Here is a 21,191-nt window from a genome sequence, read left to right as displayed (position 1 = left end):
GTTTTCATCCCTATAAAGGTATTAATTAACAAACTGTTCGGATTGAATCGAGAGTTCAATCTCCCAATTTTTAAATTGCTGCTGTTCATCATGCAGTTCAGCGACCAGCAATGGCCATTGCTTGGCATCACCAGACACGCTGAGTTGCCATTGTTGCGCATTTTCAACCTTGAGTTCAATGGCAGGAAGCATCTCATCGCTACGACTGTGATTGACCAAAACCGACAGACGAAGCAGCAAACATAACCATAAAAGTTTAGATCCACCGACTTTCATCACATCAATCTTGGCATCAGCGCGCAATTTACGCCGATGGTGCGCGACCAAATGTGACAAATGATTTTGATCAACCTGCGAGAAACCGGCAATATCCGAATGTTGTAATAAATACGCGCCATGACGATGATAGCCACTGTGACTGATGGCCAAACCAATCTCATGCAGATAGGCGGCACGACGTAACAGGTCACTATCTTCAACACTCAACCCGAGTTCACTGGCCACGTCATTAAACAGTTTTTGTGCAGTCTGGACCACACGCTCGGCCTGTTTGGCATCGGCATTATAACGACCAATCAGGGCATGGACGGAACGATCACGGATATCTTCATGCTTGAAACGGCCAAGCAAGTCATACATCACGCCTTCACGTAGTGCACCATCGGAATAGACCAAATGATCAATTCCCAATACATCAAAGACAGCATAGAGAATAGCAATACCAGCAGGCAAGACGGCACGACGGTCATCTTTCAGACCTTCGAATTCCATGTCCGAGACATATTTATATTTAAGTAGTTTGTCTTTAAGCTTTTCCAAACCTTCACGCGTCAACTGTTCGCGATCATTGCTCCAGCCCATATTGACGCAAATCTGGCGGCAGGCTTTAATGGTACCACTCGAGCCAACGACAGCATCCCAACCGGCTTCTTTATAAGTATTGGCAATTCCGGAAATTTCTTTACGCGCCGCAGTGACTGCTTTATCAAAAGCTTTGGCGCTGATTTCCCCATCCTGAAAATAGGCCTTGGTAAAGGCTACACAGCCCATTTGTACCGATTCGGTATGAATCGGCTCGAATTCTTCACCGATAATCAGCTCAGTTGAACCGCCACCGATGTCAACCACCAAACGACGACCGCTGTTGGCCATGGTATGCGATACACCCAGATAAATCAGACGGGCTTCTTCACGACCGGCAATAATTTCGATCGGTTTCGGTAAAATTTCTGCGGCTTTCTGAATAAATTCATGGCCGTTTTTGGCTTGACGCAACGCATTCGTCGCCACAATCCGTAATCGGTTCGGCTGAACTGCACCTAAACGACCTACAAAACGGGCCAGACAGGCCAAACCGCGTTGCTGTGCGGCTTCGGTTAAATTTTTATTTTCGTCTAGTCCTGCGGCAAGCTGAACTTTTTCTGACATTGATGCCACTTTCTTCACTTCACCATGATCTACACGGGCGATGGCCAAATGAAAGCTGTTTGATCCCATATCGATGGCGGCAAGTAATTCTTCATCAATCAAAAAGTCAGACATTCCAGAAATAAACCTTTAACGAATTGTGCTTAGAGTAATTCACATGCATGCAATTTAAAAGCCATTTGTAGCGACAATTTAATGCCTTATTCTTTTTTGTATCGGGAATAATAGTGAGACACGATCATCACTATCGTGATCATCCATTAGACAAAATAACATTAAGCATTGAAAATTTACAGATTCCCCTACATTGTTAAAGATGGCTATGTAATACTAATAATTAGTTATCTTTAAAATATTAATCTGGAGCACATTCCATGTCTGGCAACATCGTAAACACTACTGACGCAAACTTCGAAGCAGACGTTCTTCAATCAGACGTTCCTGTACTGGTGGACTTTTGGGCAGGCTGGTGTGCACCATGTAAAGCAATTGCACCTGTACTTGAAGTGCTTGCTGATGAATACCAAGGTAAAGTTAAAATCGTGAAAGTTGACGTAACTTCTTGCGAACAAACTGCTGTGAATTTCAACATCCGTAACATCCCGGCTTTGTTGATGTTCAAAAATGGTGAAGTTGTTGCGACTCAAGTCGGTGCTGCACCAAAATCTAAACTGACTGCATTTATTGATGACAATATCTAAGCACAGCATTTTTAGTAAAAATACGCGACTCATGCTCGCGTATTTTTTTCGGCTATAAATTGACAAACCTGGCATTTTCTCTTATATTCGCTACTCAAGAGATAAAGGATCCTAAATCCTGTCAATTTCTTACAAGACACATTACATAAGATGCCGCTCGGCAATAGAAATTGTTTTCCACATTTTTCTTTGAAACACTCAAACAGATCTCTGAATTGTTCTTTTGCAAATTCAATTGCTTTCGTTTGAATGCTGGTATGCGGCCGAATGTTACTCCCTTTCTAACCTGTACCTCAGAACTTTGATTCTATCTGACCACCTATGAATTTAACCGAACTCAAGAAAAAACCGATTGGCGAACTCATCAAGATTGCCGAGTTTATGGGCCTCGAAGGTATGGCTCGTAACCGTAAGCAAGACATTATTTTTGCCATCTTAAAACGTCATGCAATGAATGGCGAAGAGATTTTTGGTGATGGCGTTCTAGAAATTTTGTCAGATGGTTTTGGCTTTTTACGCTCAGCCGCAGGTTCTTATTTAGCAGGTCCTGACGATATCTATGTCAGCCCTTCTCAAATTCGTCGTTTTAACCTCCGTACTGGCGACACCATTACTGGCACCATTCGCCCGCCGAAAGAAGGCGAACGTTATTTTGCTTTACTTAAAGTCAATCAAATTAACTACGACACACCTGAAAATTCACGTAACAAGATTCTGTTTGAAAACCTGACGCCATTATTCCCGACTGAACAGTTGGTGATGGAGTTAGGCAATGGTACCACTGAAGATTTAACCACCCGTGTGATCGACTTGGTGGCCCCGATTGGTAAAGGCCAGCGTTCAATTATTGTGGCTCCGCCGAAAGCGGGTAAAACCATGCTGCTGCAAAGCATTGCACAGTCCATCGTTCGCAATAATCCTGAAGTTATTCTGATCGTTCTCCTGATTGATGAACGTCCAGAAGAAGTGACCGAAATGGAACGTACGGTTCGTGGTGAAGTCGTGGCTTCTACCTTTGATGAATCTCCTGCACGTCACGTTCAAGTTGCTGAAATGGTAATTGAAAAAGCAAAACGTCTGGTTGAACACAAGAAAGATGTGGTGATTTTGCTTGACTCGATTACCCGTTTGGCGCGTGCCTATAACACCGTGATTCCTTCATCAGGCAAGGTATTAACCGGTGGTGTAGATGCGCATGCCTTAGAACGTCCTAAACGTTTCTTTGGTGCTGCACGTAATATCGAAGAAGGTGGTTCACTGACCATCATTTCTACTGCCCTGATTGAAACCGGTAGTAAAATGGATGAAGTGATTTACGAAGAATTCAAAGGTACAGGTAACCAGGAAATTACCCTTGATCGTCGTATTGCTGAAAAACGCGTGTTCCCTGCAATGAACATCAAGAAATCTGGTACTCGTCGTGAAGAACGCCTGATGTCAGAAGATAATCTGCGTAAAGTCTGGATTCTGCGTAAGCTGCTGCATACTCAAGACGAATTGGCGGCAATGGAATTCTTACTAGATCGTATGAAAGAAACCAAGACCAATGATGATTTCTTTGATCAGATGAAACGCAAAGCTTCAAATTAAAATTTCAAATGAAAGGTCACCTAAGCGGTGGCCTTTTTTAGGTTGACATAAATTACAGAATGAAACAATCGAGCCTGATTTATGTAAACTTATTTTTAAGTTTTTGATTAATAAAATATTCAGATTAAAAATTGTATAACTTTTAAGTGTTTAACAAGCCTTTCTCCAATCTAAATCTTTCATTCCATTGTTATTTTCTGTTAAAAACTTCTTATTTTTTATCGTTTTTCCGTACTTTTTTGATCATTGCCAGTAGCAATTAAAAATGCGCAGTGATAGCATATTTGCAGACCAGTTAGACTGCTCCTGCGTTGTTAGTCCCTAACACAATTAGGAACAATAAAAGCACTTAACAGACTAACTTTGGTTTTTTTTAATCTCAATTTTTAGAGAGTGATGCCATGTTATTCAAAAAAATCGCTATTGCTGCTGCAGTTGCTACTACTCTAGCTTTCGTTGGTTGTGCTAAAAAAGCTGACGAAGCTGCTACTGACGCTAACCAAGCAGCTTCTGAAGCTGTAGAAGCTGCTTCTGAAGCTGAAGCTGCTGCTGATGCTGCTGCTGTAGAAGCTACTTCTGAAGTTGCTGCTTCTGAAACTGCTGCTGCTGCTCAAGCTGACGCTGCTGCTGCAGTTGCTACTGATGCTGCTGCTACTGCTACTGCTGCTTCTGAAGCTGCTGCTCAATAATCTTTTAGATTATTCAGTACAAAAAAAGAGAGCCTTTGGCTCTCTTTTTTTATTTTAAATACTGAAATTTAAAAATATTAGATTCCAGTTTTAAAAAAGCAGAGCAGATCAGTTGACCTGCTCATTTCCAACACGTTGACGGAACTTCTGTCCGGCACGGAAGGTGACCACGCGGCGTGCAGAAATCGGAATCTCTTCACCCGTTTTCGGGTTACGGCCCGGACGTTGACGCTTATCACGCAACTCGAAATTACCAAAACCCGAAAGTTTTACTTGCTCGCCTGAGATGAGCGCCTGGCTAATCTCATCGAAGAACAACTCAACCATTTGTTTTGCTTCACGACGGTTTAAACTCGTGAGCTCACTTAAATGATCAGCCATTTCTGCTTTAGTTAGTGCTGTCATGAAGCCCTCAATGTCGCTTGGTAAGTGTTTTCTAACACTTGAAGGATATTATCCATACCTGATTTAATTTCAGCATCTTCCAGTGTACGGCTTGGATGCTGCCAGAGAAGTGCAAATGCCAGTGAGCGTTTCCCTTCTTCTACTCCTTGTCCAGTGTACACATCGAACAACCAAGTTGAGTCTAAAAGCTCTCCGCCTGTTTTTTCGATAAGTCCCTGAATTTCGCTAACATTAATCTTATCATTAATTAAAAGCGCAATATCACGTCGAACCGATGGAAAACGTGATAATTCTGTAAAATTAGATACATAAGTTTGCAAAACAGCCGCTTGATCCAATTCTGCTACCCATGTGGTTGCCAGATCAAGTTCGTCTTCAAGTGAGGGATGTAAACGCCCCAAGTAACCAATTGATTGACCATTCACGAGAATTTCTGCGGATTGTCCTGGATGCAACCAGCTACGCTCTGAACGCACATATTCTACTTTGACACGACCAGCAGCCAGAATTTCTTCTACATCACCCTTAAAGTCAAAGAAGTCCATTGGCTGTGCCTTACCATGCCAAGACTCAGCATGACGTAAACCAGTCGCAATCAATGCAAAAGTTGGAATCTGTTTTAAATCATGGATGCTGCTGGCTTCTTGATAGTCGAAACGCAGACCGAGCTCAAAGAAACGTACACGGCTTTGCTGGCGGTTGACATTGTACTGAACACAAGGAATCAGGCTAGATAGCAAGGTTGAACGCATCACTGCCAAATCACTTGAAATTGGATTAGCTAATGCTAATGGATTCACACTGGAATTAAGTTGCTTTTCAAGTTTTAGGTCTGAGAAGCTAAAGCTGATCGCTTCTTGGTAACCTAAAGTTACGGCAGTTTGACGGAGTTGGCCCAACTCAAATTGATCTTGGTATTTCGCCAATTTCACATCAATCACAGGCAGACTGATTTGAATATTGTCATAACCGTGAATACGTGCCACTTCTTCAATCAAATCTTGATAGATCACCATGTCATAACGATGTGATGGCGGCACTACAGACCACTCACCTTCTGCTTTTACTGTAACTTCACAACCTAAACGGGTTAAAGCATCAGTAATGAACGCTGAGTCAACACTATAACCTAGCAGTTGATCGACTTGGGCTTGATTCAATTCAATTGCGTCACGTGTTGGCAATAGAGCCGCATTTTCGGCAACTGTAATTGGTCCGAACTCACCGCCCGCAAGTTCAGCAATCAATTGTGATGCGCGGTGCATAGCGATCAATGGCAATTCAAAATCGACACCACGTTCATAACGCTGAGAAGCATCGGTATGCAAGCCAAAGCTACGTGCACGACCCGCAATATGCAGTGGCGCGAAGAATGCAGATTCCAGGAAAATTTCAGTGGTTGCATCGCTGACTGCTGAAGACAAGCCGCCCATAATACCGGCAATGGCTAATGCTTTTTCATCATCTGCAATCACCATCACTTTTTCGTTGAGTTCAACTTCTTGTTCATTGAGCAAAACTAACTTTTCAGCTTCCGTCGCTTGACGTACATGTACCGCACCTTGAACTTTACCGCCATCAAATGCGTGTAGCGGTTGACCAAGCTCGATTAATACATAGTTGGTAATATCGACCAGAATGCTGTGCTGACGGATACCTGAACGCGCCAATGCACGCTCCATCCATACAGGAGTCACAGCCTTGGTATTGACGTTCTTGATGACACGACCCAAGTAACGTGGGCAGCCTTCAGTCGACACAACGACTTTCTTTTCGTCGCTAATAGTCGCAGCTACTTCTTTAATTTCAGGGGCAGTCACTGGCAATTGGTTGATCACACCAATTTCACGCGCGATCCCGCGAATACTGAAGCAGTCCCCACGGTTAGGCGTAATGCTGATGTCAATCACATTGTCATCAAGATCCAGATATTCACGAATGTTCATACCTACTGGTGCATCTGCAGGCAGCTCTAAAAGACCGTCGATTTTATCTTCCAGATCGATTTCTGAAGCGCCGCACAGCATGCCTTGTGACTCGATACCACGTAGCTTGCCTTTTTTGATTTTGAAATCACCTGGCAGTACTGCACCAATGATCGCAACTGGCGCTTTCATGCCGGCACGTACGTTTGGCGCACCACATACAATTTGTAGAGGCTCACCAGAACCGATATTGACAGTGGTCACACGTAAACGGTCAGCATCCGGATGCTGTTCTACTGTCAGGACTTCCCCCACCACTACACCAGTAAAGGGTTTAGCTGCAGGCGCAAGTTCATCGACTTCCAGACCCAACATGGTCAGTTGATCAGAAAGTTTTTCGCTATCGATGGCTGGGTTAACCCATGTGCGTAGCCAATTTTCGCTAATTTTCATACATTCATTTCCTTAATCTCCCCAAACTATTAATTTCAACAGTTCCCCCTTTCTTGCGTGAGTTTTAAAAGCAGTGCTTTAAAACTCACTCAGGGGATTTAGGGGAGATTTTTAAAATCTAAAAATAATCTATTTTCCCCTCACCCAATCTCAGGGAGAGGATTAAAAAGTTTTAAGCAAACTGGCGTAAGAAACGCACATCGTTTTGATAGAACATACGCAGGTCGTTAATGCCATAACGCAGCATCGCAAAACGTTCAACACCCAGACCAAAAGCAAAGCCTTTATATTTTTCAGGATCAATGCCCGCAGCTTGCAGCACATTCGGATGCACCATACCGCAGCCCAATACTTCTAACCAGCGACCGCGTTCATCCATAATATCCACTTCCGCACTCGGCTCGGTGAACGGGAAATAAGATGGACGGAAACGTACTTTCAAATCTTTTTCGAAGAATTCGTTCAGCAGGTTAATCAGCAAACCTTTCAGTTCCGCGAAGCTGGTATTTTCAGCCACGTATAAACCTTCGATCTGATGGAACATCGGTGAGTGGGTTTGATCCGAATCACAACGGTAAACACGGCCCGGACACACGATCTGGATTGGTGGCTGCTGTGTTTCCATGGTACGAATCTGCACACCAGACGTATGCGTACGCAGCAAATGGTTCACATCAAAATAAAAAGTATCGTGCATGGCACGCGCCGGGTGATGACCCGGAATGTTCAGTGCTTCAAAGTTGTGATAGTCATCTTCAACTTCAGGACCCGTTGCAACCGTAAAACCTGCCTTGGTAAAGAACTGGCAAATACGCTCTTGCACCTGGGTCACTGGATGGATACTGCCCACCTGCTGACCACGACCTGGTAAAGTAATATCAATGGTTTCGCTTGCCAGTTTTTGTTCTAAGGCAGCTTTATGCAATTCTGCCTGACGTGAGGTCAATGCAGCGGTAATAGTTTCACGTACAGCATGGATTTGTGCGCCGAAGACTTTACGTTCTTCAGGATCCATTTTACCAAGCGACTTAGATTGTTCCGCGAGCTGGCTTTTTTTCCCCGTAAATTGCACTCGTACTTGATCAAGTGCAGCAAGGTCTTGAGCTGCTGCAATCGCAGCGAGCGCTTCAGTGGTCAGGGCTTCCAGTGACATAGTAACTCTCAAAGCAACAGGTTAAAAAATATTTTAAAAACCCCACATTCTAACAGTTTTTAGACACTTTGATGAAGATGCGTTTTAAGGAAAATTAGATTGGCATGATTAAATATAAAAAGTATAAGATAAACACAATATCAATCAGATCAAATCACTATGGCACTCGATCAAATTTGGAAACAGCAACTAACCCTCGTCACTTACGGCAATGAGTATTTGACTCAAGACCTGAGTTTCAATCGTTGGATTCAACATTCCATTTTTAATCAGCATCAGTTTGCCTTTCGGGATCTGATGTCACAACACCTGCTGGCTCAGCATTTTCAGATCTGGCTGGAAGGCCTGAAAAAACAAGGCGTGCGTCGCCTTAGCTTGCATCGCTCTGATTTACTGGTTGATGAAAAAAATCCGAATGCCAATGTCGAGCTACTGCCACTGGCACATTTTATTGTCAGTCATGGTGCCAAAGCCAAAACCGCCTGGATCATTGGCAAAGAACTCCCTGAATGGTACAGCGCAGACAATGATTACGAAGCGCCTAAATCACAGCAATCTCCTTTACGCCATGAAACATTCTGGTGTTATGAGCTGAATCCTAAACTGGCCAAGCGCATTGATGTCGATCTGGAAGCCCCAAACTGGGATGATATTCAGGCCTATACCGATCATGAACTGTTTGAAAGTAGCCTTGCCCAAGATTTTACCGAACCTGCATATACCAATTTGCCTTATTACGGCACCATGCCTGCCATTCAAGCCGATAGCGAAAGTCATTTGGCCTTAATTCCCACTGACTATTCAGCGGATTATGCTCACCAGACTTTGTACCGCCTAGACGCCTTAAATGACTTTATTCAAACGAAAATCCAGCATCCCTATCGTGCAGATGGCGAAGTACTCAGCCCGGAGCAGCAACTTAACCTGCGACATTTTTCGCAAAAAATTGATGATTTAAGTGCTAAATTCATCAGCAAAGTCGCCAATCACTATAAAACTGCACAGCTAACACCAAAAGTTGCACCTGACCCATTTGTCGGTATGAGTACCGAAGACCGCTCACCAAAAATTTCTAAAGCAGAAAAACCTCAGGACCCAGGCAAATCCAGTTCATCTGCAAATGTGCTGACCTTAATTGTGATCACTGTGATTATCTGTCTGATTGGCTACTATTTCGGCCTTTAACATTTTGCCAGAAAAGCTTGAACATCACGGGCAGAATTCAATGGATATTTTGATATTCATGAGCAGGCATCAACTTGAAATAATGCTGACGATTTTGTGATGGTTTTCATCATCCATCAGATGATGGAATCACGACTGAGTATCTGTCTTAAAATTTCAGCATTATTTGAATGAGCCGAAGCTGTCATTTGCTGATCGGCCGGAAATGCTCTCTTAATTGACCGGTGGAGATATTGAGATAAAAAGATAAATCAGCCATACATTTCTAAGGGCTGATTTATTTTCTATCGTCTTTTCCCAGGTTTTAGATTTTTCTACGTTGAGCCAGCTGGGCCAGAGTATTCAAAAATTAAATGTCCCACTGATAACATAAGTCTTTAAGATTCTCGCCCAGATCGCTGGCATCTCCTTCACTGACAAAATAGGCGCCGGTCTTTTCATAAAAATAACGACTGGAATTCAGGTTCAATACGCTGCACTGCATATACTGGTAGGATTTTTCTCGACTTAAACCCAGACCCAATTGAACCAAATCACGTCCAATGCCGCGACCTTGAATATTTTGAAGCAAATAAAGTGCTCTCAATTCACTAATTGGTGCATCCACTGGAAAATTAAAGGCAGCAAATCCGAGCACCTGAGCATTTTCTTCATAGACAAATACCTGTCGATTTTCCTGTTCAAGCACAGAACGCTACAAGGCGGCTCTTTGTTCTACACACAATGCATCTAAAATTTCTTGTTTGATGATGTTTTTATAGCTTTCACGCCAGCTTTGTACGTGCACTTGGGCAATCGGCAGGACATCGTGTTGGGTGGCAAGTCGAATCATTATTTTTAAGCCTTATTTTTGATTATGTAATTTAACAATGACTAAAAAATATAGGATTTACAATATTGATTTTTAAATAATATTTAAAATGACTACTTTTATTTAAGCATAAAAAAGACCGCTAAAAGCGGTCTTTTCAAGTCATAAAGACTTATGCAGCCAATGCATCTTTAGCTTTAGAAGCTAAAGCAGCAAACGCAACTGCGTCATGCATAGCGATGTCAGCAAGTACGCGACGGTCGATAATCACTTGAGCTTTTTTCAAGCCAGCAATCATACGGCTGTATGACAAACCATTTTGACGAGCACCAGCGTTGATACGTGCAATCCACAAAGCGCGGAATTGACGTTTCTTTTGACGACGGTCACGGTAAGCATATTGACCAGCTTTGATTACCGCTTGGAACGCTACGCGGTAAACGCGTGAACGAGCACCATAGTAACCTTTAGCGCGAGCAAGAATTTTTTTGTGACGGCGATGAGCCTGTACACCACGTTTTACACGAGCCATTTATAATCTCCTTAGATGTACGGGCACATACGACGAACTGAAGCAACGTCACTTACGTGAACCATTACACAGCCGCGCAATTGACGAATACGCTTAGCAGATTTTTTGGTCAAAATGTGGCGTTTGAACGCTTGTTTACGCTTAAAACCGTTAGCAGTCGCTTTAAAGCGTTTAGCTGCACCACGGCGAGTTTTCATCTTAGGCATAACAACCTCTTTTGAACACCTGTTCGGCTCGTTTGCACCATTACAAAACGACCTGCAGGTAAGGGAGCGAGTATTCTAAAGCATCTTTGTTTAAAACAAAAGCATCTTCACCCAATAAGCGAATTTAAAGAATGATTTCGCTCTGAAATAATATCCAAGACTGGATCAGGAAAATTATTTTCAAGTTTAGAACATGGCAAAGGCCGCATAGACAAACAGATAACGTCCAATTTTAGCGATGCTGACCATCAGCAGAAAACGGACGAGGTTTTCTTTTAATAGTCCCGCAATCAGGGTAATCGGATCACCAATGATAGGCACCCAGCTCAGCAGTAAAGACCAGTAACCATATTTCTGATAGGTCTTTTGCGCCTTGAGCATCTTATCTGCTGAAACCGGAAACCACTTTTTATTTTTATAATGCTCAATCTTGAGTCCCAGATACCAGTTCACACAAGAACCCAGTATATTCCCCAAACTGGCCACCGCAATTAACAGTACCTCACTCTGCTCACCCTGCACTAAAAGCCCCAGTAGCACAGCTTCAGACTGTAAAGGCAGTAAGGTCGCTGCACCAAAGGCAGATAGAAACAGTAAAAACAGGCTCATTACAGCATTAACGGCTCAAGCCCATTTTTTTCTTGGCTTTACTATATTCCCAACTGGACCAAACGACTGCAGTCACCATCGCCATGATCCGCGCCCATTTATACTGCTCATTGAGCGGTGCAATTGCAGCACGTAAAATCTGCTGATCTTTGGTATTTAGGGCAGCAATCACCTGATCGATATGCACAATTTCAGCAACATACAGCACTAAACATGCAGCAATGCCGAAAAGAATGCTCCAGTAAATTCGGGTATTACTTTCAACAATCTTGGTAAAGTTCAGAAGAAAATCGTTCATATATCCATCCAATAAAAAACCACCGTAAGGGTGGCTTTATTTGCTTAAGGCTATTTTAGCATAAAGGCAGATGCTTAACTGACCTGTATCGCCAGCGCTTTCTGAACCGCAGGACGAGCATTCAAGCGATCAATATATTTGGAAACTTCAGGATAATCTTCCAGATTGATCTGCTGCCAGTCGTGTCGCAATAACCACGGAAATATCGCCATATCAGCAATCGAGTATTCGCCGGCAACATAATCCTGCCCGACCAGCTGCTTATTCAACACCCCATATAAACGCTTGCTTTCATTGACATAGCGCTCTGTGGCATAAGCAATCCGCTCAGGTGCAAAACGGCTAAAGTGATGATTTTGCCCGAGCATCGGCCCCAAACCGCCCATTTGCCACATCAGCCACTGTTCAACCTGAATACGCTTCACTTCATCAGTTGGATAAAACAGACCTGTTTTGCGACCTAGATATTGCAAAATCGCACCTGACTCAAAAATTGAAATGGCGCGGCCATGTGGCCCATCCTGATCAACAATTGCCGGGATTTTATTATTGGGAGAAATAGCCAGAAAATCGGACTGGAACTGGTCATTTTCCAGAATATTGATGGGAATAATTTGATATTCCAGCCCCATTTCTTCTAGAGCAATACTAATTTTATGGCCGTTGGGGGTGCTCCAATAATATAAATCGATCATTTTCTTTTAATACTCCCTTCACTTTTGCTGTGCGATGATGTACTCAACATAGAGGATTTAGAAAGAAACAACAAGTCTGCATTTAAAAATTATTTTTCAATAAATATCAAAATGTTATTAAAAAATTATATAATTTTTTATTTTTAATCTTGAAAATTTCAACCCCAAACACATATTTATTTCTGCATAAGGATTGCGTCAATCTTATGCCCTGTCGATGTCTGACATGACAGATCTTATTTTCTTGTTTTTATAACTTTGCTTAAGTGAGAAGGTTCTAATCATGAGTAACTTAAATCTTCATCCATTATTTCGTCGTAGTATTGGTTTTGATCGCTTGAATGACTTTATTGATTACGCCATGCAAAGCGATGCGCCAAATTATCCACCGTATAATATCGAAAAGCATGGTGAGAATAATTACCGTATCGTGGTGGCAACTGCGGGTTTTCGTCAGGAAGAACTCGACATTCGTCTGGAAAATAAGTTGCTGACCATCTTGGGTAAGCCTGAAAACCAGAGCAATGACAGTATTGAATTCCTGCACAAAGGCATTGCGCGACGTGCATTTAAATTATCTTTACGTCTGGATGAATATATTGAAGTACAACAGGCAGACTATGAAAATGGTTTATTGATCATCGACTTGCAGCGCATTATTCCAGAAGAAAAATTGCCGCGTCAAATCCCGATTGGCAATAAACTGCTTATTGCAAATGATGAAAAATCAGTGGAATAAGCTCGATTAAGTACGCAAAGGAAGGTCCGCAAGGACCTTTCTTTTTGGCTACAGATTCCTTAAGCTCATTGAGGCAATACGCTTTCTGATCATAAAAATAAACCATGAATGTGCCAGAAAACATCCTGTTTCATCAAGCTAGCCCGATCATGCGCGCTATGGGATATTTACTGTTTTGTTATCCGGTCGGAATATTCAGCATTTTTTATTTCAGCAGTGTGCGTAGCAATTCCAGTTTTTTCCAAGGACTATTATTTTTATGGCAGGAGTCTCCTGACTTTTATATTTATATTGGCGGCTTTCTTGGTCTTTCGCTGCTTATGCTGGGAACTAAACTGAAAATCACCTCACAAGCTATTTATTATACTTTGGCCGGTTTCCGCATCAGCCTGTGCTTAAAACGACATTCAGTACAGTATAGTTTTCTGAATCCGCGCTATGCTTCTCTCAAAGCACATCTCAAAAGCTGGCTCTATAACATGCCAGCGCATGTGATTAGTCAACGTGATGGCACTTTGGATTTTAAATTGCATCAATCCGGTCTAATAAATCAAATTTGTCTTGGATTTTTCCGGATTCAGCTGTCGATGTTTTCCCGCCCGCAAGCTCAACAGATTATGCAGGCCATACAAAGTGCCTGGAACTTTAGAGCATAAAAAAAGCCCTGCATATGCAGGGCTTTTTTCGCTTAATGAGTGCTTACTTTTTCTTTTTAGGACCAAGTAACATACCCATTTGACGGCCTTCCATTTTCGGCATCTGCTCAACAGTACCGAATTCAGCCACGTCAGCTTCAATTTTTTGCAATTGAGCTAGACCCAACTGTTGGTGCGCCATTTCACGACCACGGAAACGAAGCGTGATTTTCACCTTGTTACCTTCTTCAAGGAACTTGATGATTGCACGTAGTTTTACGTTGTAATCGCCAACATCAGTACCCGGGCGTAGCTTGATTTCTTTCACCTGGACTTGATGTTGTTTTTTCTTCGCTTCTTTCTGCTTTTGCTTAAGATCAAACAAATGCTTGTTGAAGTCCATGATCTTACATACTGGTGGCTCAGCGTTTGCTACGATCTCTACAAGATCAAGCTCAACACTTTCTGCTGCGCGCAGGGCGTCAGCTAAGCTTACAATCCCTTTCTGCTCACCATTTTCGTCGACAAGACGGACTTCTTTCGCACGAATTTCATCATTCAAGGCAGGACGGTTTGATTTGTTACCGCCCTGTTGATTACGGTCAGGCTGTTTAATCGCTGTTACTCCACAATGTACCGGCCGCGTTCGGCTACGGCTGCTTTTACTAGGTCAACGAAAGCATCGATTGACATAGTACCCAAATTTGTTCCTGAGCGGGTACGCACGTTTACGGTACCTTCCTCTACTTCACGGTCCCCAAGTACCAGTAAGTAAGGAATACGCTCTAATGTACGTTCACGAATCTTAAAGCCGATTTTCTCATTTCTCAAGTCAGAAATTGCACGGATACCGTTTTCTTTAAGTTTTGCGACGACTGACTCACATGCCTCAGCTTGAGAATCGGTAATGTTCATCACACACGCTTGCATTGGTGCCAACCAAGGTGGCATGAAGCCTGCGTAGTGTTCGATCAGTATACCAATAAAACGCTCGAAACTGCCAAGAATTGCACGATGTAACATTACTGGCTGATCGCGGTCATTATCTTCAGTGACATAAGAAGCATCTAGACGTTCTGGCAAGTTAAAGTCACACTGAATGGTACCACACTGCCAGACACGACCTAAGCAGTCTTTCAGAGAGAATTCAATCTTCGGACCGTAGAATGCGCCTTCGCCTGGTTGAAGTTCCCACTCAAGACCTGCAGCATCTAAAGCATCTGCCAAAGATTTTTCTGCCATATCCCAAAGTTTGTCATCACCCACACGTTTTTCAGGACGCGTCGACAACTTCATTTGTACTTCTTCGAAGCCAAAATCTTTGTATACATCCAGTGTCAATTTGATAAAGTCTGCAACTTCAGGACCAATCTGTTCTTTGGTACAGAAAATATGCGCGTCATCCTGAGTAAAGCCACGCACACGCATAATGCCATGTAAAGAACCTGATGGTTCGTTACGATGACATGAACCAAACTCTGCCAAACGTATAGGAAGATCACGGTATGACTTCAAGCCTTGGTTGAACACTTGCACGTGACAAGGACAGTTCATTGGCTTCACCGCATAGTTGCGATTTTCAGAATGTGTGGTGAACATGTTGTCTGCATAGTTTGCAGCATGTCCTGATTTTTCCCAGAGCGTGAAATCAACCACCTGAGGGGTACGGATTTCTTCGTAGCCATTGTCTTGCTGAACTTTACGCATGTATTGTTCAAGCACTTGATAAATGGTCCAGCCATTTGGATGCCAGAACACCATACCGGGTGCTTCTTCTTGCATATGGAACAAATCAAGCGCTTTACCAATTTTACGGTGATCGCGTTTTTCTGCTTCTTCAATACGTTTTACATACGCTGCAAGCTGTTTCTTGTCTGCCCAAGCGGTACCGTAAATACGTTGTAACTGTTCGTTTTTCGCATCACCGCGCCAGTAAGCGCCAGAGATTTTAGTTAGCTTGAATGATTTTAAGAATTTAGTGTTTGGAACGTGCGGACCACGACACATATCCAAATAATCCTGATGGTAGTACAAGCCCATTTGAGTTTCTTCAGGCATGTCTGCAATCAAGCGTAATTTGTATTCTTCGCCACGTGCTGTGAATTCTGCAATCACTTCATCACGAGGAGTCATTTTTTTCACAACTTCATAGTCTTGATCGATGAGCTTTTTCATACGCTCTTCAATCGCTGCCATGTCGTCTAATGTGAATGGACGTGGCATCCAGATGTCATAGTAGAAACCTTCTTCAATGACAGGACCAATTACCATTTTCGCTTCTGGGAACAATTGCTTAACAGCATGACCGACCAAATGCGCGCAAGAGTGACGGATAATTTCCACGCCTGCTTCGTCTTTAGGCGTGATAATTTGTAAGGTTGCATCTTCAGTAATCAAGTCAGACGCGTCAACAAGACGATCGTTTACACGACCTGCCACTGTATTTTTTGCAAGACCAGGTCCGATGCTAAGCGCAACGTCCATCACAGATACGGCGTGATCAAATTGTTTTTGATCGCCATTGGGTAAAGTGATAATTGGCATAAGAAAATCCTTAAGGAGTGATGCCCCGTACCATGGGGCATATCACCGCGAGATTATGATCGAGGAGAACCTCAAAAGATAAAAACGGTGGATAAATAAAAATCGACTTGAATTTTACACGTCTTAGCCACGGGATTAAACCTTTTCACCTAGAAAATTCGCGATTTGGCTCATTTTGAATTTATTTGCCAATACTTTGCCTTTACTCAGATCAGGAAATTTTCGGCTTTGTTTTTATTCTCTAAAGCTATCCCATATTTCGAATTTGCTCTGTATGTAAGCATAAAGCTGAGCGAATTGCGGAATAATCGCTTCACTCTGAGTCGGCCTTAAAAACACATAATCATCCACTGCAATGTCACACGGTTTAGGCACCTGAAGCATTTCCTGATTGCTGCTGCGGCCATACAACACATGCGGCCGGCTTTTTTCAGAATAAATATAATCTGCTCGCCAATAACCACCATACACAAACAAAGCTTTATATTTATGTGGAAGATGATTCAGTAGCTCCAAACCGGGCAATTGGCTATAGGGCAAAACTTTCAATACTGGAGTGGCAATCCAGAGTGCACATTTGAGTTCCGATAAATGATCCAAATCAAAATCACTCGGCTTGACCAACATGGAACCAAAAGCCAGATCATTGCATTCGCTCTGCTGGCAATGCTGCATAAAGGTCGGACTTCCACCTCCGTTAAAGCACAGACCCTCATGCCATAAATCCGGGAATTGCTGCTGAAGAATGGCTTTGTAGTGTTGATAAGTGTGTTGCGATTGTTGATAACTTTTTTCAGGACTTGTTATGATTTTTGGTAACTTTGCGACATGCGCGTCATAGCCCATCAAACCTGATAGTTTTAAATGCTTTGAATGTTGTTGAATCAGCTTAAGCAATGCCACAAATTGCTGCGAATTTTGTACTCCACCACGATGCAAACCGACATCAATTTCAATATTTACATTCAAACTGATGTCGAGTTGTTGAGCGAGCTGCAGATATTGTTGTAATCGCCCCAGATCATCAATCAGCCATTGAATATAAATATCGTGTTGACCATTGCTTTGATAAAACAGTTCTACTGCCCGGATCGGCATAGACTTACCCAGCAAAATATCGGCTTGTTCAAAGGCTTGGATAATCTCTGCGAGATGCGGAAGATGAAACAGCATAAAACGCTGAGTATTCAGTTTTTCACTAGCCAGTTTAAGCAACTGCATATTGGCCAAGGATTTCACCACCAAGCGTGGTTTTAACTGCGTAGGTAATTTTGACTGTACATAGTCCAAATTATATTGATAAGTTTTTACATCTAAAATCAGTTGCGGCGTGCCTGTTCCCTGCTGTTTTAAATCCTGGGTTAATTGCTGAAAATAATTCGGTTGCATCGCCATTTCCTAATTTTCAGGCAAAAAAAGCTGCTTTAAGTACGGATTTAGCCATTTTTGCTTGGGATCCAGTTGCTGACGCAGCGTCATAAAATCGTCCCATTTCGGGTATAAATTCCGAAGTGAAGCTGCGCTCATGGAATGCAATTTCCCCCAATGTGGCCGTCCCTGATATTTCTGCAAAATAGGTTCGACCAAATCAAATACGGCATGGTAATCCTGTTTATAAAACTGATGGATGGAAATAGAAACTGAATCACGCTGATAAAAAGGACTCAGCCAGATCTCATCGCCTTTGACATAACGGAACTCGATCGGGAAAAACATCGGCACCTGATGTTTACGTAAAATATGCAGAATCTCGTCCAGACACTGCAAGCCAAACTCAACCGGAAGCTGATATTCCATTTCATTAAATCTGGTCTTACGCGGAGTTGGAAAAATTCTGGATGAACAGTCTACATAACGAGTCGGTTTGACAAATACGCCGAGCAGTTTTTGCAGATAGGGATTTGTCTTTGGGAAGAGTCGCGTCAATTCCGAACATAGAGTCAATAAAATATCTTCCGGAGGCCAGCTCTCTGTTCTCGGCTGAATGGTTGCATCCGTTTCATCCAGAGTTTTCAGCATCACTTGATCGGCATGTAAAAAAGCCCAAAATTCAATATGCCGGCGCTGATGTTTCCATTGATCAATATGGGTAAATATGTCTTTTAATGAACAGAGCCGAATCTGTTCTTTTAGTTTATATCGTGGCCGATTTTGCAGGGTGATTTGGGTCAATACACCCAAGCTGCCCAATGCCACCCGTCCAGCCTGAAATATCTCAGCATTCTGCTCACGATGACATTGCAACAGCTCTCCATCCGCGGTCAGTAATTCAAAGCCTTCCACGAAAGCAGAGATGCAAGGTAAATCGATGCCCGTGCCATGCGTTCCGGTAGAAATCGCTCCGGCCAGACTTTGCTGGTCTATATCGCCCTGATTGATTAAGGCCTGATTGATCGGTACCAGATCTTTCCCCAAATCATATAAACGCGTCCCGGCCCGCACGGTGCATTGGGTTTTCTCTTGATCAAAGGCAACGATACCTTTTAACAAATCGAGATTAAGCAACACCTCATCTGTTTTGGCCAATGGGCTAAATGAATGTCCTGCACCCACTGCACGAATGTGTGCATGGGTCTTCACTAAACTTTGTAATTCACTGATCTGGCTGGGCTGAACAATCCGAGCGGCACTGAACTGGCTCCCCGACCAGTTTCGCCATACGTCATTCGCCTGTTGTATTTTCATTATTATTCTCTGGCTCATATTATTTTAATGATTCAACTAGAGTAAAATACCTAAAAAATCAAACTTGGGAACCCATGCGTTCAAAACATTTAAGCAGGGTGAAATATTTTTACTACTATTCAAATACTTAAAATTTGTAAAATCGTACTCGACTAAAGCATAAATGCAAGATTTCTGAGAAATACATATCTTTTCAACAGGATATGAAAATAAATATAGAACGGAGTTTTACAATGGTTAGCGCATATGATGAATTACCGCGTACCCCCGCGAATTTTGTAGCCTTATCGCCTTTACGCTATCTTGATCGTGCAGCTTATATCTATCCAAATCAGAACGCGATTATTCACGGTAAGCGCCGGATCACTTGGCGTGAAAAATACAACCGTTGTCGTCAGTTTGCCAACCAACTCCAAAAATTAGGCATCGGTAAAAATGATACTGTGTCTGTTCTACTGCCTAACGTCCCTGCCATGATCGAAGCGCATTTTGCTGTGCCGATGGCAGGCGCAGTTCTGAATACCTTAAATACCCGTCTGGATGCCAAGACCCTTGCTTTCATGCTAGAACATGCTGAAAGTAAAGTGTTATTGGTCGATCCTGAATTTACCGCACTTGCGACTGAAGCACTTGCTCTAGTTTCACAAGACATTTATGTCATTGATGTGGCCGATGTAGAGTTTGAAGGTGAAGATCAACGTATTGGTCAAATTGAATATGAAGAATGGATTGCGCAAGGCGATGCAAACTTTGAATGGCATCTACCACAAGATGAATGGGATGCCATCAGCTTAAGCTATACCTCTGGAACCACAGGCAACCCGAAAGGCGTGGTCTATCATCATCGCGGTGCCTACATTAACGCAGCCAGTAATATTATTGCCTGTGGCATGACACCACGTGCCACCTATTTATGGACACTGCCGCTATTCCACTGTAATGGTTGGTGCTTTGCCTGGACCATGGCAGCCAACGGCGGAACCAACGTTTGCTTGCGTAAAGTCGATGCTGAACTGATCTTTAAACTGATTGCCGAACATAAAGTCGATTACTTCTGTGGGGCACCGATTGTCCTGTCGATGCTGATTAACACACCTGAAGAGAAAAAGACCAAAATTGATCACCGTGTCGAAGTGATGGTGGCGGGTGCCGCACCTCCAGCAGCAATCATTGAAGGCATGCGCAATATTGGCATTAACGTGACCCATGTCTACGGCCTGACAGAAACCTACGGTCCTTCTGCACTGTGCGCATCCCAAGCCGGCTGGAGTGATTTATCTATTCAGGAACAAGCACAGTTGCACTCCCGCCAAGGCGTACCTTATCCATTGCAAGATGGCATGAAAGTGCTTGATCCGGATACCATGCAGGAAGTGCCACATGATGGTCAGACCATGGGTGAAATCATGTTCCGTGGCAATATCGTGATGAAAGGTTATCTGAAAAATCCTGAGGCGACCGCTGAAGCCTTTGCCGGTGGCTGGTTCCATACAGGAGATCTGGCAGTTTGCCAACCGGATGGCTATGCCAAAATTACCGACCGCTCTAAAGACGTGATTATTTCCGGCGGAGAAAATATTTCTTCACTTGAAGTGGAGGAAGTGCTGTATCAGCATCCGGCGGTGCTGACTGCGGCGGTAGTCGCCAAGCCTGATCCACGCTGGCAGGAAGTTCCTTGTGCCTTTATCGAACTCAAAGAAGGAAAAAAAGCCACAGAAGAAGAAATTATGGAATTCTGCCGTGAGCATCTGGCCCGTTTTAAAGTGCCTAAGGATGTGGTGATTACCGAAATTCCAAAAACTTCGACCGGAAAATTGCAGAAATTTGTTTTACGTGAATGGGCCAAAGAGCGCGCGCAAGGTGAATTTTCTTAATTCCATACAGGCATGTTTTTTCAAAATCTACTCA

22 protein-coding genes are annotated in these 21,191 nt (G+C 43.0%); 7 read left to right on the top strand and 15 right to left on the bottom strand.

The genetic code is table 11. The annotated features are described in order from the left end of the window. Positions 1–21: 21 nt before the first annotated feature. Positions 22–1,542, bottom strand: coding sequence for an exopolyphosphatase (gene ppx, locus J7649_RS13075; protein WP_004278264.1), 1,521 nt, complete (start codon positions 1,540–1,542; stop codon positions 22–24). Positions 1,543–1,802: 260 nt separating this feature from the next. Here ppx and trxA point away from each other — a divergent pair, with 260 nt between their 5' ends. From trxA to J7649_RS13060, 3 genes are all read left to right on the top strand, one after another. After that, positions 1,803–2,129, top strand: a complete 327-nt coding sequence (trxA, locus tag J7649_RS13070; protein WP_004278266.1) for a thioredoxin — start codon at positions 1,803–1,805, stop codon at positions 2,127–2,129. Positions 2,130–2,450: 321 nt separating this feature from the next. Continuing rightward, positions 2,451–3,719: a transcription termination factor Rho gene (gene rho / locus J7649_RS13065; protein ID WP_004278267.1), complete on the top strand. Its 1,269-nt coding sequence runs from the start codon at positions 2,451–2,453 to the stop codon at positions 3,717–3,719. 401 nt (positions 3,720–4,120) lie between these two features. Continuing rightward, positions 4,121–4,408: a hypothetical protein gene (locus J7649_RS13060; RefSeq protein ID WP_219308508.1), complete on the top strand. Its 288-nt coding sequence runs from the start codon at positions 4,121–4,123 to the stop codon at positions 4,406–4,408. Positions 4,409–4,516: 108 nt separating this feature from the next. Here J7649_RS13060 and J7649_RS13055 read toward each other — a convergent pair whose 3' ends face one another. The 3 genes from J7649_RS13055 to pheS form a co-directional block, all read right to left on the bottom strand. Then, positions 4,517–4,813 (bottom strand): integration host factor subunit alpha, encoded by a 297-nt coding sequence (locus J7649_RS13055; protein WP_004278269.1) that lies wholly within the window; start codon positions 4,811–4,813, stop codon positions 4,517–4,519. After that, entirely contained in the window at positions 4,810–7,191 is a 2,382-nt protein-coding gene (gene pheT / locus J7649_RS13050) for a phenylalanine--tRNA ligase subunit beta (protein WP_219308506.1), read from the bottom strand. The genes J7649_RS13055 and pheT overlap by 4 nt, the downstream gene beginning before the upstream one ends. 172 nt (positions 7,192–7,363) lie before the next feature. Continuing rightward, the gene (gene pheS / locus J7649_RS13045; RefSeq protein ID WP_219308504.1) at positions 7,364–8,344 is read right to left on the bottom strand and encodes a phenylalanine--tRNA ligase subunit alpha; all 981 of its coding nucleotides are present in this window, start codon (positions 8,342–8,344) and stop codon (positions 7,364–7,366) included. A 159-nt stretch (positions 8,345–8,503) separates the two neighbouring features. Here pheS and J7649_RS13040 point away from each other — a divergent pair, with 159 nt between their 5' ends. Next, positions 8,504–9,529, top strand: a complete 1,026-nt coding sequence (locus J7649_RS13040; RefSeq protein ID WP_219308502.1) for a hypothetical protein — start codon at positions 8,504–8,506, stop codon at positions 9,527–9,529. A gap of 349 nt (positions 9,530–9,878) precedes the next feature. On the opposite strand, the gene J7649_RS13035 is transcribed toward J7649_RS13040, so the two are convergent. From J7649_RS13035 to J7649_RS13010, 7 genes are all read right to left on the bottom strand, one after another. Beyond that, positions 9,879–10,217 (bottom strand): GNAT family N-acetyltransferase, encoded by a 339-nt coding sequence (locus J7649_RS13035; RefSeq protein WP_005250784.1) that lies wholly within the window; start codon positions 10,215–10,217, stop codon positions 9,879–9,881. A gap of 6 nt (positions 10,218–10,223) precedes the next feature. Further along, entirely contained in the window at positions 10,224–10,361 is a 138-nt protein-coding gene (locus J7649_RS16805) for a hypothetical protein (RefSeq protein WP_228738644.1), read from the bottom strand. Positions 10,362–10,512: 151 nt separating this feature from the next. Continuing rightward, complete coding sequence (gene rplT / locus J7649_RS13030; RefSeq protein WP_004647525.1) at positions 10,513–10,872, bottom strand: 50S ribosomal protein L20; 360 nt, start codon at positions 10,870–10,872, stop codon at positions 10,513–10,515. 11 nt (positions 10,873–10,883) lie between these two features. Then, positions 10,884–11,078: a 50S ribosomal protein L35 gene (gene rpmI, locus J7649_RS13025; protein WP_004278281.1), complete on the bottom strand. Its 195-nt coding sequence runs from the start codon at positions 11,076–11,078 to the stop codon at positions 10,884–10,886. 186 nt (positions 11,079–11,264) lie between these two features. Beyond that, on the bottom strand, positions 11,265–11,687 hold the full coding sequence (locus tag J7649_RS13020; protein WP_005250780.1) for a YqaA family protein: 423 nt from the start codon (positions 11,685–11,687) through the stop codon (positions 11,265–11,267). 7 nt (positions 11,688–11,694) lie between these two features. Further along, a complete protein-coding gene (locus J7649_RS13015; RefSeq protein ID WP_004647523.1) occupies positions 11,695–11,985 on the bottom strand; it encodes a hypothetical protein in 291 nt (96 codons plus the stop codon). Between the two features lie 74 nt (positions 11,986–12,059). After that, positions 12,060–12,680 (bottom strand): glutathione S-transferase family protein, encoded by a 621-nt coding sequence (locus tag J7649_RS13010; protein WP_219308500.1) that lies wholly within the window; start codon positions 12,678–12,680, stop codon positions 12,060–12,062. 283 nt (positions 12,681–12,963) lie between these two features. Here J7649_RS13010 and J7649_RS13005 point away from each other — a divergent pair, with 283 nt between their 5' ends. Continuing rightward, on the top strand, positions 12,964–13,419 hold the full coding sequence (locus J7649_RS13005; protein ID WP_004278288.1) for an Hsp20 family protein: 456 nt from the start codon (positions 12,964–12,966) through the stop codon (positions 13,417–13,419). A gap of 104 nt (positions 13,420–13,523) precedes the next feature. Beyond that, positions 13,524–14,075: a hypothetical protein gene (locus tag J7649_RS13000; protein WP_219308498.1), complete on the top strand. Its 552-nt coding sequence runs from the start codon at positions 13,524–13,526 to the stop codon at positions 14,073–14,075. Between the two features lie 43 nt (positions 14,076–14,118). Here J7649_RS13000 and infC read toward each other — a convergent pair whose 3' ends face one another. The 4 genes from infC to J7649_RS12980 all read right to left on the bottom strand — a co-directional run bounded on the left by infC (position 14,119) and on the right by J7649_RS12980 (position 19,283). Next, positions 14,119–14,670 (bottom strand): translation initiation factor IF-3, encoded by a 552-nt coding sequence (gene infC, locus J7649_RS12995; protein WP_071850398.1) that lies wholly within the window; start codon positions 14,668–14,670, stop codon positions 14,119–14,121. Between the two features lie 5 nt (positions 14,671–14,675). Further along, positions 14,676–16,598, bottom strand: a complete 1,923-nt coding sequence (thrS, locus tag J7649_RS12990; protein ID WP_071850399.1) for a threonine--tRNA ligase — start codon at positions 16,596–16,598, stop codon at positions 14,676–14,678. Between the two features lie 234 nt (positions 16,599–16,832). Next, entirely contained in the window at positions 16,833–17,987 is a 1,155-nt protein-coding gene (locus J7649_RS12985) for an alanine racemase (protein WP_219308495.1), read from the bottom strand. A gap of 9 nt (positions 17,988–17,996) precedes the next feature. Beyond that, on the bottom strand, positions 17,997–19,283 hold the full coding sequence (locus J7649_RS12980) for a D-arabinono-1,4-lactone oxidase (RefSeq protein WP_219308493.1): 1,287 nt from the start codon (positions 19,281–19,283) through the stop codon (positions 17,997–17,999). A gap of 233 nt (positions 19,284–19,516) precedes the next feature. Here J7649_RS12980 and J7649_RS12975 point away from each other — a divergent pair, with 233 nt between their 5' ends. Continuing rightward, a complete protein-coding gene (locus J7649_RS12975) occupies positions 19,517–21,157 on the top strand; it encodes an acyl-CoA synthetase (RefSeq protein WP_004732963.1) in 1,641 nt (546 codons plus the stop codon). Positions 21,158–21,191 lie beyond the last annotated feature (34 nt).

The sequence above is a fragment of the Acinetobacter lwoffii genome (assembly GCF_019343495.1).
Taxonomy (GTDB): domain Bacteria; phylum Pseudomonadota; class Gammaproteobacteria; order Pseudomonadales; family Moraxellaceae; genus Acinetobacter; species Acinetobacter lwoffii_P.
The sequence above is the reverse complement of the archived record's forward strand: the minus strand, read 5'-3'. Positions and strand labels throughout refer to the sequence as shown.

Coding starts and splice junctions, on each gene's coding strand:
- ppx (WP_004278264.1), bottom strand. CDS start 1,542: ATGTCTGACTTTTTGATTGATGAAGAATTACTTGCCGCCATCGATATG.
- trxA (WP_004278266.1), top strand. CDS start 1,803: ATGTCTGGCAACATCGTAAACACTACTGACGCAAACTTCGAAGCAGAC.
- rho (WP_004278267.1), top strand. CDS start 2,451: ATGAATTTAACCGAACTCAAGAAAAAACCGATTGGCGAACTCATCAAG.
- J7649_RS13060 (WP_219308508.1), top strand. CDS start 4,121: ATGTTATTCAAAAAAATCGCTATTGCTGCTGCAGTTGCTACTACTCTA.
- J7649_RS13055 (WP_004278269.1), bottom strand. CDS start 4,813: ATGACAGCACTAACTAAAGCAGAAATGGCTGATCATTTAAGTGAGCTC.
- pheT (WP_219308506.1), bottom strand. CDS start 7,191: ATGAAAATTAGCGAAAATTGGCTACGCACATGGGTTAACCCAGCCATC.
- pheS (WP_219308504.1), bottom strand. CDS start 8,344: ATGTCACTGGAAGCCCTGACCACTGAAGCGCTCGCTGCGATTGCAGCA.
- J7649_RS13040 (WP_219308502.1), top strand. CDS start 8,504: ATGGCACTCGATCAAATTTGGAAACAGCAACTAACCCTCGTCACTTAC.
- J7649_RS16805 (WP_228738644.1), bottom strand. CDS start 10,361: ATGATTCGACTTGCCACCCAACACGATGTCCTGCCGATTGCCCAAGTG.
- rplT (WP_004647525.1), bottom strand. CDS start 10,872: ATGGCTCGTGTAAAACGTGGTGTACAGGCTCATCGCCGTCACAAAAAA.
- rpmI (WP_004278281.1), bottom strand. CDS start 11,078: ATGCCTAAGATGAAAACTCGCCGTGGTGCAGCTAAACGCTTTAAAGCG.
- J7649_RS13020 (WP_005250780.1), bottom strand. CDS start 11,687: ATGAGCCTGTTTTTACTGTTTCTATCTGCCTTTGGTGCAGCGACCTTA.
- J7649_RS13015 (WP_004647523.1), bottom strand. CDS start 11,985: ATGAACGATTTTCTTCTGAACTTTACCAAGATTGTTGAAAGTAATACC.
- J7649_RS13010 (WP_219308500.1), bottom strand. CDS start 12,680: ATGATCGATTTATATTATTGGAGCACCCCCAACGGCCATAAAATTAGT.
- J7649_RS13005 (WP_004278288.1), top strand. CDS start 12,964: ATGAGTAACTTAAATCTTCATCCATTATTTCGTCGTAGTATTGGTTTT.
- J7649_RS13000 (WP_219308498.1), top strand. CDS start 13,524: ATGAATGTGCCAGAAAACATCCTGTTTCATCAAGCTAGCCCGATCATG.
- thrS (WP_071850399.1), bottom strand. CDS start 16,598: ATGCCAATTATCACTTTACCCAATGGCGATCAAAAACAATTTGATCAC.
- J7649_RS12985 (WP_219308495.1), bottom strand. CDS start 17,987: ATGCAACCGAATTATTTTCAGCAATTAACCCAGGATTTAAAACAGCAG.
- J7649_RS12980 (WP_219308493.1), bottom strand. CDS start 19,283: ATGAAAATACAACAGGCGAATGACGTATGGCGAAACTGGTCGGGGAGC.
- J7649_RS12975 (WP_004732963.1), top strand. CDS start 19,517: ATGGTTAGCGCATATGATGAATTACCGCGTACCCCCGCGAATTTTGTA.